Source organism: Gardnerella bretellae (assembly GCF_048545135.1).
Lineage (GTDB): Bacteria > Actinomycetota > Actinomycetes > Actinomycetales > Bifidobacteriaceae > Bifidobacterium > Bifidobacterium greenwoodii.
The window spans coordinates 203,221-218,102 of record NZ_JBKQXU010000001.1; the positions used below are offsets into that span (position 1 = coordinate 203,221).

Here is a 14,882-nt window from a genome sequence, read left to right on the forward strand (position 1 = left end):
AAGTATATTAAGCTTGAGCTAATTATGCAAGTACTTGCATAATGCTGTGAGAAAGAAGAACGTATGTTTTGCATCAACTGTGGAGCTTTAATTAAGGATAATACACGGTTCTGTTCTCGTTGTGGAGCAGCTGTTAATGCTTCTGCAGAAAATGATCAGCAGAACAATACGCAGAATCAGCAGAGTTCTCAGAATCAGCAGAGTTCTCAGAATCAGCAAAGTATGCGTAACAACATGCCTCAAGCTTACAAAGCTGAGCCGTATAATGCTAATGCTGCAGCATCAGCCACTTATACGGCATCAGCTATTCCTTCGTCTTCTCGCGGTGGCGGCCTATTTTCTGGATTTGATGTTTTTTCAAATGAGGAATTAAAGGATAAAAGAAATATAGTTCTTTCTATTACAATAGTTATATCTTTTATTCTTTCTTGTATTTTTGGCTGCTTAATTTGGGATTTTATTCATCCGGGTCAAATTCCTTATTCAAAGCTTCGCAGTGAGCTTACTCAATCGCACAAGTATGAAGATTATACGCTAAAAATTGTTAATTCCGACGTTTCTCAATATCCGCACGTTAAATTGTACTTTTCTCTTACGGATAGCAGTGGAAAAGCGCTTGAAATTGACTCTCCAACTGCTGCAATTCGCGAAAAAATTGGTGGCGGCAAAGAAGTAGAACGCCTTATTCATAAGGTTGAGCGAATTAAAGACAATCAAGGTGTTAATTACGAGATTCTTCTTGATAAATCTGGCTCAATGGATTCTTCAATCGACACTATGAAGAAAACAATGAGTGATTTTGTGCGCAATCTCAACTATAAGGTTGGAGATAAAGGAGAGCTTATATCTTTCGATAGCTACCTCATGTATATGGCAACATACACAAACGATAAAAATCGACTTCTTACAGGTATCGATAATATGACACCTTACGGAATGACTGCCTTGTATGATGCTCTATACACTGGTGTTACTAATGCTTCAAACCATCCAGGCTTTAACTGTGTTATTGCTTTTACAGACGGTTTGGATAATGAAAGCACTCATACTGCGGATGAGGTTATTGCGCTCGCAAAAGAAAAGGGAATACCAGTTTATTTGATTGGTACAACTGATGCTGATTCTAGCGTATTGCAAAATATTGCAAACGAAACAAACGGCTACTTCTGGGATATTAATTCTATTTCAGATATGAAAGATGTAATGAATAGAATTAGAGTTAATCAAGATAATGTTTATTGCCTTGAATACGATTCTGATTCCTCAACAAATCCTTATGTTGATCGTGTAGTTTCTGCTTTGCTTGCAGATTCGAAGAATCATAAGTCTGGTGGAATTGGTGACGATTTAGCGTTTAAGCCAGTGAAGAGGAAGACTTATAAGAAGAGTGGTTCTCGTTTTGTTCTTCATAAGGGAGATGTAACTTGGACCGAAGCTAATAGTGCATGCATGCAAGATGGCGGATACTTAGTAACTCTTACAGACAAGAGTAAGGAAACTAAGGTTATAAATATGGCTAAGAAGGAAGGTGTCAAGTATGTGTGGATTGGCGGTTACACCTCTCAGCGCGAAAATGGTGACGTGTATGCACACTGGGTTACTGGTGAAAAAGTAAAGTATCAAAATTGGTTGCCGGGTGAGCCAAGTCGAAATGATAAAGATGGTGAACCTGAGTTTTATCTTATGCTTTGGAGATTAAATGACGAATGGTCTTGGAATGATCAGCGCGACAACCTATTTACAAATCCTACATTACACAAAACGTTTAGCGGTAAGACAGGCTACGTGTGCGAAGTGAATAAATACTAGTAAATAATTTCAATAGTATTTTTATTATTAGTGAATTAGGGGAAAGCTTATGCGTAAGCAACAGCCGCGTAAATTGCAAAGCGTACCGCATACTGTAACTGGTCGCACAGTACAGTATAGGGGTGCGTTGCATAATCAGCGAGTAGAAAAAGTTGCATCGAGGAATCATTTCGCTTCTATTTTTGCGATTATTATTGCGGTTGTTTTAATAGTAGTGTCTATGTGCGCTGCAGTACATGTTATGCGCTCGCAATTCTTTAACCATTCTAATAGAACTGCTATTAAGAGTCCTAAAGAGTTAGCATTAGAAGCAGAAAAGCGCGAGGCTTTAATTAAAGCTCATAAAAAACTGGCTCGTAGGGGAGTTGATCCTAATAGCGCAGAAGTTAGAAGCGTGCTTTCAAAAATGTCTCTTGAAGATAAAATTGCGCAAATGTTCGTTGTAAAACCTGAGGAATTAGTTGGCATAAACTGGACGGTAACTTCTTCTGGTGCGCAAATGCAGCAGGCTTTTAACTCATTGCCTGTTGGCGGAATAATGTATACGAGAGAAAATATTCAAAGTCCTGAACAAACCAAAAGTATGATTTCTAAATTGCAAGAAATAAGTAATGCTCGTGTATCATTGCCTGCAATTGTCAGCGTTGATGAAGAGGGCGGAACTGTTGCAAGAGTTAGTTCTAATCCTCAAATGGGAGTGAATACTTCTCCTAATATGAGAGATATTGGCGTTACTAAGAAAATGCGTAAAGCTTATAAAGCTGGAGCATATATTGGTAAATATCTCCATGATTTTGGCTTTAATGTTGATTTTGCCCCTGTTGCAGATGTGCTAACTAATCCAGATAATAATCTTATGAAAAAGCGCTCGTTTGGTTCTAGCCCAAAGCTTGTGGCTAGTATGACTGACGCGTTTACGGATGGTTTGCAAGAAAATCATGTTTTTGCTACGTATAAGCATTTTCCTGGTCATGGCTCAACTTTTGAAGATTCTCACAAAGGTACTACTGTTTCGAATCAGACTCCATTTTGGCTAAGAAAAGTAGATTTAGTTCCATTCAAAGATGCGGTAGATACTGGCGTTAAGTTCATTATGGTTAGTCATGTGTCGTATCCGAAGATTACCGGAGATGATACTCCAGCTAGTATGTCGGAAAAGATTGTTACAGGTTTAGCTCGTAAAAAGCTTGGCTATAACGGTATTCTGATTTCTGATTCTTTAGGAATGGGAGCAATATCTTTACGTTATGCTCCTTCAAGTGCTGCAATTACTGGGATTAAAGCAGGTCTTGATATGTTACTTTCTCCTGCAAATTTGCGTCAAGCTTATTATTCTGTTGTTAATGCAGTTCGTAGAGGAGAAATCCCTGAGTCTAGAATTGATGATTCCGTAAAACGAATTATTGCTGTAAAACTGCAGATTGCTAAATATCAAAAACTTTCTAAATAACAAACGAATTACTGATAATTACTAAGAATTACTAATAGTTCTAATAATATTTTTTAATAATATTTTCAGTTTGTGCGCGTGTTGTGTTTGCATTTGTACTTTCATGGTGTTAGCATCATTCTCAACACAAACGAATATCGAATACTTCGGTTGAGGTTTGTGCGTGAACCATAGTCAGCTAATGAGCTTAAGGAGGCAGTTATCATGCGTAACATGAACATGAATGCTGAATCTCACAATGCTCTTAACGCTGCTCGTATGTGGTGGTGGCAGTCTTCTCTTTGGCGTGAGTTTACTCTGAAGTTTTAGAAGCTGCATATAAAAGCTTATAAAAGACCTCCGGGGTAAGCCCGGGGGTCTTTTTGTATATAAGCTTAAATTTTAAAAAATAACCAAATCACAAAATCACAAATCACAACAAAATGTTCGATAGCTTTATATGAATAATATAAAGCCCAAACAAGGAGAGAAATCATGGCTCAAGAAATTAACGAAACCGTTAAGGAAGCTTATAACAATGGTGCAAACGCAACTACAGATGCTGCAGCTGCAATGATGCAAAATGTAAAAGTTAAGAATCACGCATTAGATATTACTTCGTTAGTGTTAGTTGCAGTACTTTTTGCGGCAGGATGCATTCTTGACTTTACTGTTGCAAAATCTCTTTCTATTGGAAATATTCAGCCTGAGTTTGTTATTGCTTCATTCTGCTTGTCAATTTTGCTTGTTAGGCCGAAGATTTACCAGGGAGCTATTATTGGTGCTCTTGCTGCAACGTTAATTCAATTTAATACTTCGATTCCGTTCCTTGAATATGCTTGCGATATTCCAGCTGCAATAGTTATGACTGCAATGTTAATTGGCTATATTCGCTTATTCCCAAAGGATGCAGCTCGTAAAGTAAGCGTATTCCCATTCATTGCTACTTTCATTACTACAGTAATTTCCGGTTGTATTTTTGCTCTTATTGCTGCATTCTTCGTATTGCATTCTCCAAACATGGTTCTTGTGATGTTCCCAATTATTTTGGGAACTGCAGTATTTAATGCAGTTGTTGTAGAAGTGCTGTTCACGCCATTGAAGATTGTATTGCATAAGTAAATCAATTTTTATACAAATTATTTTGCATAAAATGTGTTTTTTATTGCACTTAGTATGCATGAATGATTGCAGTGTATAGAAAAAGTAAAGGTATAAAAGTGAGTTGATGCCAGTCATATTGCGATTGGCATCAACTTTTATGTTAGCAAATAGTTTGAGTTTGATTGGTGTGTTACAGTTATGGATGGTATGCATCAGCAAAATGAACTGATTACTGGAAGAAAATTAGTTGAACAAGCCCCACAACGAAACATAAAGAGCCTTATGAGAAAACCTAATGATTCACACTTAGAAGATCCGCTACTTGAATTGAAGAATGTGTCTTTTCAATACGGTACAAATCGTAGTGAAAATACTTTAAGAGTTGAGGATAATAAGTATGTGCTTAATAGCGTAGATCTTAAAATTTACCCTGGTGAATTTGTTGGAATTATTGGACCTTCTGGCTCTGGTAAAACAACTCTTGCTTCACTTTTTTCTGGCGCTATTCCTCACCATTATTCTGGTGAACTCTTAGGAAGCGTTAAGATTGCGGGTCAAGACACTAAAAATCTTGCTCTAACCAATATTGCTTGCTTGATTGGATCTGTTATTCAAGATATTGATGCGCAAATGGTTGCTGCAAACGTTGAAGACGAGCTGCTTTTTGGATTGGAAAATTTTGGAGTTCCACACGATGAAATTCCCAATCGTATAGATAGTTCTTTAGAAACTGTTGGTATTAGTGATTTGCGCAATCGAGATTTAGATACATTGTCTGGTGGGCAGAAGCAGAAAGTTGCTATTGCTGCAATTTTGGCACTTAAACCTAAAGTTTTAGTGTTGGATGAACCAACATGTGCGTTGGATCCTGTATCTTCCCGCATGATTTTTTCTATTCTTCAAAATCTTAATAAAAAATTTGGTATTACTATTGTTGTCATTGAGCAAAAAGTAGCTTTGTTGAGCGAGTATTGTAAGCGTCTTATAGTGCTTTCTAAAGGTGAACTTGTTCTTGATGCTCCTGTTTCTTTAGCTCTTAAAGATATAGAGTTACTTCGTAAAGTAGGTATTAACTATCCGCGTACTACGCGATTGCTTAAACAATTGCAAGATGAACAGATTTGTAATCCTGCTGATCTTACTGTTGGCGTGGAAGAAACTGTAAATACTATTGTTAAAACATTACGTACGGATTATTCTAAACTTTCTAATTCAAGTAACTCGAATAATGCAGAATCTGCTTTAGAGTCTCATGAAGAAGCTTTTATAAAAGTTAATAATTCAGATAATAGTAACAAGCCATGCCTTTCACTAAATAATGTGAGTTTTGCTTATGCGAATGGTGTTAAAGCTCTAAAAGATGTTTCATTTAATGCAAATAGCGGTGAATTAATTGCGTTAATTGGAAGAAATGGTGCTGGAAAAACAACAATTACAAAGATTATTAATGGTCTATTAAGACCTACAGAAGGTAGTGTGGCAATAGATGGCATCGACACTAAGTCGCTTCGCATTAGTCAAATAGCAAAATATGTATCTACCTTATTCCAAAATCCTGACCGACAATTATGCAAAGAAACGGTACTTGAAGAAGTTGCTTTAAGCTGCATTTTAATTGGTCAGAATGAGGACGAAGCTAAAGCTCGCGCAATGGAAATTATTGATGAGTTGGAGCTGGATTCTAAAGCTAGCCCGTTTATGCTTTCTAGAGGACAGCGTCAAATGGTTGCTTTAGCTGCAACGGTTGTAACGAATCCTAAGATTCTTCTTCTTGACGAGCCAACTTGTGGCCTTGATTACAAGGAATGCATGAGAATTATGCAAGTTGTAGAGCGTTTAAGAAAAAACGGTTGCTGCGTGATTATGGTTTGTCACGATATGGAAGTTGTGCTTGATTATGCAACTCGACTTATAACAATTAACGATGGAAAGCTTATTATTGATGGTTCAGCGCATGATGTGTTTGAAAAGCCGGAAGTGTGCTCTGCTGCAGCATTGTATCCGCCATTATTGTGTTCCGTTTCTCAAGGCTTGGTTGCGCATGGATTTAATAAGTGTAATGGCTTGTATGTGCGAGCAGAATTAGTAGAAGCGTTGCGTGGCGAAAAAATCGTAAAACAGACTGTACAGAATTAGTAGAAGCAATAGCAAATAAAAGTAGCAAATAACAGTAGAAGTAAAGGCGTCTGATATTTATGAAAACGAGATTGTTAACTTACCAACCAGGTAACACTTTTCTTCATCGCACTAATCCTATTGCAAAACTAATTCTTGCTGCGAGTGTTGTAATAAGCGTGTTTATTGCTAAACAGTATTCCGCGCTTATTGCGATTGCAGCTATTATTTTCATTGGCATGGCTTTTACTCGAGTTGTTAAAACATTATCTGGTCTTATTAAAGCTATGCTTATAATTTCTTGCGTAATGTTTCTGATACAGACTGTTATTGCTCAAAGTGGAAACTATATTTTCTTGTGGTTCACATTGCACGGTATTGATATTGGTGCAAAAGCTGCTTTGAGATTGTTCTGCTTTGCTTTTCCTCTTGTAACAGTTCTAACGGTAACTAAATTAAACGATCTTGCAAATGCTGTAGTGCAATATTTGCATGTTCCATACTGCTACGCTTTTACTATTACAACGGCAGTGCGTTTCGTGCCGATTTTTGCTTACGAAATGTCTCAAATCACAGAAGCTCAAATGGCTCGTGGTGTTGAATATGATACTAAAAATCCGTTTAAAAAAATAAAGCTTATGATGCCACTTATTGTGCCTCTTTTAGTTTCTTCAGTTCGAAAAGCAGACAGTTCTGCACTTGCTGCTGAAGAGCGCGGTTTTTATTTGCGCACGCGCAAATCATCGTATTATAAATATCCATTCGGATGGCGTGGATTCTTATCTGTGATTATTTCTGCGCTTATTATTGCTTTACCAATAGTTACTTCAATCTTTTTGCCTAATCTTGTATGAAGAATTTATGTAATTAACAAATAGTTTAAGAGGTTAATAATGAAAAGTGTAAAAGTTTGGCTTAAAGGTGCAAGAATTTACACGCTGCCAATAGGAATAGTTCCTGTTGTTATGGCATTTGCTATTTCTCTTAGAATGATGCGTTTTTCGCATTTTGAGAAACCAATTATTAGTTTTGTGCAGTGCTTTATACAATTTTTTCTGTGCTGTGCTGTTGCAGTATTTATGCAGATTGCTGTTAATTATGCGAACGATTATTGTGACGGCTTGAATGGTTTAGACGAGAATCGTAAGTTTCGCCCTGTGAGTAAAAGTAAAAATTCTAAGCCATTATGTGATGTATCGTGGCGTCTTGCGGATGCTGGTATTGAGTCAAAATCTGTGCTTAAAGCGGTAATAGTTTCTGCTTTGATTTCTTGCATAGCAGGTTTACTTATTGTTTTTAGCACAGGAATATTGTGGTTTATTCCGCTTGGAATTGCCTGCATTGCTGCAGCGTGGTTTTATGCAGGAGGGAAGCATCCTTATGGTTATAAAGGTTGGGGAGAAGTAAGCGCTTTTGTGTTCTTTGGGCCTGTTCCTTTTATTGGAACCTTGTGCGCAATAACATACGGAATTGGTGTACAAGCGAACAGTATTTCTATTAATAGTCCATTAATGGTTTTGGCTTGTGTTTTAATGTCATTCATTCCAGGAGCTTATTCTGCATGCTTAATGATGGTGAATAATCTTCGAGATATTGCAAGTGATAAAGAGCATGGAAAAATAACTGCGATGATAATGCTTGGAGAGCAAAGAGGTAGACGTTTATGTGCTGCAGTGAGCATTGTTGCGGCGCTTTTGTTGTTAGCGTATTCGGTTTCAATTATTGTTTTTCCTTTTGAAGTTCCTTCAATATGGAACTTTTATAATGCTGAAATTTTCTTCAATTTTAGTAATTTAGTACGCAATATTCCATTGCACCTATTTTTTGCTATTCTTCAGTGGATTATATTGGTAGCTCTTATAATAAAAGCGTATAAATTTGGCAAATGTATACTTAAAGGCGACTATAAGAATGCTTTTCCACTTTGTGTTGCTCAAACCATTTTTGCAGCTGTAGTAGTACTGTTGTCTGCGGCTGTATAAATAAGCAAAATAGCGCGAATTTGTGCATTCTTTCGCGAGTCTTGTGAATCTTATGGTATCATTGATTGACACAAACATTGGGTGCGTGCGGTTTTAGTGACATGCAAATTGCGTTATGATGCGTGATTCTACCGGTGTTTGTGAACGTGCTGTTGCGTAGTCGTCATGTTAAAGATGCATGGCGGTGTTGCCCTGTTTATGCGGCAATGAAATGAGGTTGTGAGTATGCCAGTTACGAAAAGGAATGAAGGGACAGAGCAAACAATGCCTGAAATACTTACTGATGATGAGCTTCGTAAGGCTGCTGATGCAGAAGCTGTGAAGAACGAGTCTGAAGATAAGAAATCTAACAATATTCGCACTGTTGTTGTTGCAGAAGATGAATCTGTTAATCGCATGGATTTAGTAGCTATGTTGGAAGATAACGGTTATCAGGTTGTAGGTCAGGCAGCTAACGGTCAAGAAGCTATTGAGTTGACTCGTGAGAATCATCCGGATGTTGTGTGCATGGACGTTAAGATGCCTGTTATGGATGGTATTACTGCTGCAGCAACTATTTGTGATGAAAACATTGCGCCAGTTGTTATGCTCACTGCTTTTTCGCAGGCAGATTTAGTAAAACAAGCAACAGGTGCCGGTGCAATGGCATACGTAACTAAGCCGTATGAAGAATCTAAGCTTCTTCCAGCTTTGGAAGTTGCTATGGGTCGTTTTAGTGAGATTAATGATTTATTAGATAGCGTTGAGCGCACAGAAAATAGATTGCACGATACGGAAGATCAGCTAAAAAAGACGGAAGAAAAGCTTAAGAAAGCTGAAGATACCTTAGAAGAGCGCAAGCTGGTAGACCGAGCTAAGGGTCTTCTTATGGATAAGGCCGGATTCTCAGAGCAGGGTGCATTCCGTTGGATTCAAAAAACTTCTATGGATCAGCGTATCCCTAAGAAGCGTCTTGCTTTGGCTATTATTTCAAAGTATAGCGATGATAAAATAGACTCAGATTCTGAGGATTAATAGTATTAATCTTAAAAATCTTAAATTTATTAAATCATAACGCTTGTTGTGCTGAATACTATTAGCATAATTGTTGTAATAATTACGGAACGTGGGTGAGTAGTCAACAGTGGATACCAGCATCGTCGAAGAACATTCTTCTGATTTTAAGAATGAGAAAGGAACGTTGTTGGTCGTTGATGGCCATTCTCTTGCGTTCCGTGCTTTTTTTGCAGTTTCTGCGGATAATTTTTCTACTCGCTATGGGCAGGCCACCAATTCTGTCTGGGGCTTTATTACTATGCTTTCCCAAGTGGTAAGAAAAGAAAATCCTGACCGTTTAGCTATTGCTTTTGATGTTAAAGGTGGCACTTTTAGAAATAAGATGCTTCCTCAGTATAAGGGTACGCGTGAAGCTGCTCCTCAAGAGCTTCTTTCTCAGCTGCCTCTTATTCAGCAGATGCTACGTTCTCTAGATATTACATATATTGAAAAACCCGGTTATGAGGGTGATGACGTTATTGGAACACTTGCAACAATGGGCGCTGATGCTGGGTATAGAACTTTAGTTCTTTCTGGAGATCGCGACGCATTTCAGCTTATTGACGACAATATTACAGTTCTTTATCCGGGGCAGCATTTCAAAGATTTGAAACAAATGAATGCTGCTGCCGTTTTAGAAAAATATAATGTTACTCCTAAGCAATATCCTGATTTAGCGGCTTTAAGAGGCGAAACTGCAGATAATATTCCTGGCGTTCCCGGTGTTGGAGATGGTTATGCTGCCAAATGGATTAACCAGTTCGGCAGCTTGGAAGATATTATTTCTCATGCAGGTGAGATTACAGGTAAAAAGGGTGAAGCTTTAAGAGAAAATATTGATCAGGTTCGTTTGAACCGTCGAGTTAATGCTTTGGTTCGTGACTTAGATCTTGGTATTAGTGTTGATAATTTGCGTTTTGGTGAAGATATTAATGCTAAGAAATTAGGAGAGTTGTTATCTCAACTTGAGTTTGGTGAATTAAAAAAGCGTAAGATTCTTAAAGCTTTTAGTCGTACAAATCAGCAATTGCTTGATGACAATATGCGAATTATGCTTTCTTCAACGTATGAAGGAAATGTCGAAATAGAGCATACCAACCGCGGCGAGCAATCAACTTCTGATGCTGAAAATCTTCAAGACGTATTAAAAAATACTAAAGTAAGTCATATTAAATCTTTAGAAGATTTACGCGAGTGGGAAACTAGCGTATCTACTTTCCTAGAAGAAGACAATAGTAACGAGGAAGAAAATACTGACGTAGAAAAAACGAAAGATTCTTCGCAATCTGATTCCTCTGTAGATGCAGAAAAACTTATTGATAATGAGCAGAAATGTGCAGATTTAATATTAAACAATCGCGAATTAGTTGTTTATGCTCATGAAAGTAGCTGCCAGTCAAAGCATCGTTTTGGTTTAAAAGCAGACTGTTTATTGATGCTTGTTAGGGGTAGAGCAGCACTAATTTATGCTTCAGACTTGCGTGTAGAGACAAACTCCTTACTCGAATCTTTAAGGGAATTTTTGCAAAAATATGCTTCTTCAATAGTTTTGCACGACTATAAAAAGCATTTAGGATTGTTGTCATCTTTGGAATTAGTTGATTCCGATAATCCGAGTATTACTCCTCTTCTTGATACAAGATTGGCTTCATATTTGCTTGAGCCTGATTTTCGTGCTGAAACGCTTGAAAATATGGCAGAACATTATTTAGATATTTCGAGCGATGATGAAGATTTGGATAATCAGGAAGCTAAGCAGGGTGAGCTTGATCTTTTACTTGATGATTCACTAGCTTTAGATGAAGCTAAAACAAGCGAAGAAGAAACGCAAAAGTTTGAGGATAAAATTTTAAGAACTGCTGTTCTTACACGTCTTTTAGCTATTCAATTTGCGCCAAAATTGGATTCTAGAAAACAAACAGGTTTGATGTCGAACTTGGAAATGCCTATTTCAAGAGTTTTGCGAGGACTAGAAGATGTTGGTGCTGCTGTAGATATGCAGCGTTTAAGTAGCATGTTCCAGCAATTTTCTTCCGATGCTGAATTTGCCCAGAATATGGCTTGGCAGGCTGCGGGAAATCGTGTGAATTTGCAAAGTCCTAAGCAATTGCAGCAAATACTGTTTGATCATTTTGCTCTTAAACCAACTAGGCGCACAAAAAACGGTTCTTACACTACTAATGCTGAAGCATTGCAAGCAATGTATGCGAAACTTGATCCTGAAGAACCTGCAAGTCAATTTTTAGGGGCTCTGCTTAGTCATCGCGAGAAAAATAAGTTAAAGCAAATAGTGCAAAGCTTAATTGATGCTGCTCATTATGACGATAAACGTATTCATACAAGATTTGAGCAGACTATTGCTGCAACAGGCAGATTAAGTTCTGCAGATCCGAATTTGCAAAATATTCCTAATCGTAATGCTGCTGGCCGTGAAATTCGTGCAGCGTTTGTTCCAGGTGAAGATTTCGAATATTTAATGAGCTGTGATTATTCTCAAGTTGAGTTGCGTATTATGGCTCATGCTTCTCATGATGAAACTCTTATTGAAGCGTTCTGCTCTGGTGCAGATTTTCATAAATATGTGGCAAGCCTGGTTTATCAAATACCTGTAGATCAAGTTAGTAGTGACCAGCGTTCTCACGTAAAAGCTATGAGCTACGGTTTGGCATACGGATTGAGTACTTATGGTTTGGCAAAACAACTTTCTATTACACCATCTGCTGCCGAAGTGTTGAAAAATAAGTATTTTGATACTTTTGGAAAAGTTCATGATTACCTGGAGTCTTTGGTTTTGAAAGCTAAAGAACTTGGGTATACAGAAACAATGTTTGGTAGGCGTAGATATTTCCCACAGTTATCGTCAAATAATCGTACAGCTCGCGAAGCTGCAGAACGTGGAGCTTTAAATGCTCCAATTCAAGGAACTGCAGCCGATATTATGAAGCTTGCAATGATACGTGTTTATAAAGGATTGCGAAATTCTAAAATGCGCAGCCGCGTAATTTTACAAATTCACGATGAATTAATTTTGGAAATTGCGCACGGAGAAAAAGATAGTGTAGAAAATATTGTGCGAGAAGCTATGGAGCATGCAGTTAATTTAGATGTTCCGCTTAATGTGTCAACTGGCGTTGGTGTTGATTGGCAATTAGCAGCTCATTAGATTTGCATATATTTGAATAAATTTGTATAAATTTTTATCTTTTTTCAAATAAAAGCAACATAGCGTGAAAAGTGCGCAAATATATGAGATACTTATATTATGCATATAAGACCAGGTTCCATGTATCCGCTTGGTGCCAATTATGACGGCGCCGGCGTTAATTTTGCCCTGTTTTCCGAAGTCGCAAAGCGCGTTGAATTATGCTTGTTTGACGAGAATGATAATGAAACACGTATTGATATGACCGAACAGAACTCATACGTTTGGCACAATTATGTATCAGGTATTCAGCCTGGCCAACGTTATGGGTATCGTGTTCATGGTCCTTACGATCCTTCGCATGGATTGTGGTGCAATCCGCATAAGCTCCTTTTAGACCCGTATGCAAAAGCAATTGAAGGCAATATTGACGGTGATGAAAGCCTGTTTTCTTACTGGTTTGATAATCCGGATGATATTTCTGCAATGAATACTTTGGATTCTGCAGATCATACGATGAAGGCTGCAGTTATTAACCCATACTTTGATTGGGGTAATGATCAGCATCCTATGATTCCGTACCATGATTCTGTTATTTACGAAGCTCATGTTCGTGGAATGACTAATCTTGATAGCCGTGTTCCTGCAGATATTCGCGGAACTTATGCTGGTCTTGCGCATCCAAGCGTTATTTCTTATTTGAAGAAGCTTGGTGTTACGGCAATTGAGCTTATGCCGATTCATCAGTTTGTAAATGATTCATTCTTACAAAATAAGGGATTGAGCAACTATTGGGGTTACAATACCATTGGTTTCTTTGCTCCGCAAAATTCTTACTCAAGTTCTGGTCAGCGCGGTGAGCAGGTTAATGAGTTTAAGTCAATGGTTAAGGCTTATCATGCTGCTGGTATGGAAGTTATTCTTGACGTAGTTTACAATCACACTGCTGAAGGCAATGACCGTGGTCCTACTTTGAGTTTCCGTGGTATTGATAATCGCGCATATTATCGTCTTGTAGATAACGATCAGCGTCATTATTTTGACACTACTGGTACGGGTAATTCCTTACTTATGCGCTCGCCGAAAGCATTGCGATTGATTACGGATAGCTTGCGTTATTGGGTGACTGAAATGCACGTTGATGGCTTCCGCTTCGACTTAGCTGCAACGCTTGCCCGCCAGTTCCAAGAAGTAGATAAACTTTCTGCATTCTTTGACATTATTGAACAAGATCCTATTATCTCTAGCGTAAAACTTATTGCAGAGCCTTGGGATATTGGTGTTGGAGGTTACCAGGTTGGTGGATTCCCTCCAAGCTGGTCCGAATGGAATGGCAGGTATAGGGATTGCGTTCGTGATTTTTGGCGCTCGCAGCCTTCTACTTTGCCTGAATTTGCAAGTAGGCTTATGGGAAGCTCTGATTTGTATGAGCAAAATGGACGTAAGCCTGTTGCTTCTGTGAACTTTATTACAGCTCATGACGGCTTTACTATGAACGATTTAGTAAGCTATAACGAAAAACATAATGAGGCGAATAAAGAAGGAAATAACGACGGCGCAAACGACAATCGTTCTTGGAATTGCGGTGTAGAAGGTCCTACAAGTATTCACGATGTAAATGAGCTGCGCGAGAGGCAAATGCGCAACCTGTTCTCAACATTGCTTATGAGTCAGGGTATCCCTATGATTTGCGCAGGCGACGAAGTGATGCGTACACAGCACGGCAATAATAATGCTTACTGTCAAGATAACGCTATTTCTTGGATGAGCTGGGATTATAACGAAACTCAACGTGATATGTTTGATTTCGTTTCCAAGCTTATTCATTTGCGTCTTCATCACCCTGTTTTGCATCGCCGTCGCTTCTTCACTGGCCGTTCAAACAATGATGACGTTTGCGATATTCCACAGGTTGAATGGCTTGATCATAACGGAACTGTTATGGACATGGAAGATTGGTCAAATACGCACGCGCTTTCCGTGATGATTTATTTGAATGGCTCCGACATTCCAGAAACAGACTGGTATGGAACAAGAATGGTTGATAATGACTTTATTCTTATATTTAATGCTCATTATGAACCTATTACTTTTACATTGCCAGACAAGCGTTATGGTGAAAAGTGGAAGCTTATTGTAGACACTTACAATCCAAAAGGCCCTGAGCTTTTATATGAGGCAGGATTTAATATTGTGGCTCAATCTCGCAGCTTCTTGCTACTTATGAGCGAGCACAAGCCAGAACATTAATAAGAGTCTAATAAAA

General features: G+C 38.2%; 9 protein-coding genes. All 9 read left to right on the plus strand.

Annotated features, from left to right (window positions below; translation table 11 throughout):
• Positions 1-63 precede the first annotated feature (63 nt).
• The 9 genes from ACJV7B_RS00855 to glgX all read left to right on the plus strand — a co-directional run bounded on the left by ACJV7B_RS00855 (position 64) and on the right by glgX (position 14,866).
• Positions 64-1,809 (plus strand): VWA domain-containing protein, encoded by a 1,746-nt coding sequence (locus tag ACJV7B_RS00855; RefSeq protein WP_419388715.1) that lies wholly within the window; start codon positions 64-66, stop codon positions 1,807-1,809.
• Positions 1,810-1,858: 49 nt separating this feature from the next.
• On the plus strand, positions 1,859-3,259 hold the full coding sequence (locus tag ACJV7B_RS00860; protein WP_419388716.1) for a glycoside hydrolase family 3 protein: 1,401 nt from the start codon (positions 1,859-1,861) through the stop codon (positions 3,257-3,259).
• 474 nt (positions 3,260-3,733) lie between these two features.
• Positions 3,734-4,360, plus strand: a complete 627-nt coding sequence (locus tag ACJV7B_RS00865) for a hypothetical protein (RefSeq protein ID WP_419388717.1) — start codon at positions 3,734-3,736, stop codon at positions 4,358-4,360.
• A gap of 180 nt (positions 4,361-4,540) precedes the next feature.
• On the plus strand, positions 4,541-6,478 hold the full coding sequence (locus ACJV7B_RS00870) for an ABC transporter ATP-binding protein (RefSeq protein ID WP_419388718.1): 1,938 nt from the start codon (positions 4,541-4,543) through the stop codon (positions 6,476-6,478).
• Between the two features lie 59 nt (positions 6,479-6,537).
• On the plus strand, positions 6,538-7,311 hold the full coding sequence (locus ACJV7B_RS00875; RefSeq protein ID WP_004135984.1) for an energy-coupling factor transporter transmembrane component T family protein: 774 nt from the start codon (positions 6,538-6,540) through the stop codon (positions 7,309-7,311).
• Positions 7,312-7,350: 39 nt separating this feature from the next.
• On the plus strand, positions 7,351-8,439 hold the full coding sequence (menA, locus tag ACJV7B_RS00880; protein WP_419388719.1) for a 1,4-dihydroxy-2-naphthoate octaprenyltransferase: 1,089 nt from the start codon (positions 7,351-7,353) through the stop codon (positions 8,437-8,439).
• A 225-nt stretch (positions 8,440-8,664) separates the two neighbouring features.
• Positions 8,665-9,453 carry an ANTAR domain-containing response regulator gene (locus ACJV7B_RS00885; RefSeq protein ID WP_004128008.1) on the plus strand — a complete coding sequence of 263 codons (789 nt, stop codon included), beginning with the start codon at positions 8,665-8,667 and terminating at the stop codon, positions 9,451-9,453.
• Positions 9,454-9,562: 109 nt separating this feature from the next.
• A complete protein-coding gene (polA, locus tag ACJV7B_RS00890) occupies positions 9,563-12,637 on the plus strand; it encodes a DNA polymerase I (protein ID WP_419388720.1) in 3,075 nt (1,024 codons plus the stop codon).
• A gap of 99 nt (positions 12,638-12,736) precedes the next feature.
• The gene (gene glgX, locus ACJV7B_RS00895) at positions 12,737-14,866 is read left to right on the plus strand and encodes a glycogen debranching protein GlgX (protein ID WP_419388721.1); all 2,130 of its coding nucleotides are present in this window, start codon (positions 12,737-12,739) and stop codon (positions 14,864-14,866) included.
• Positions 14,867-14,882: the final 16 nt, after the last annotated feature.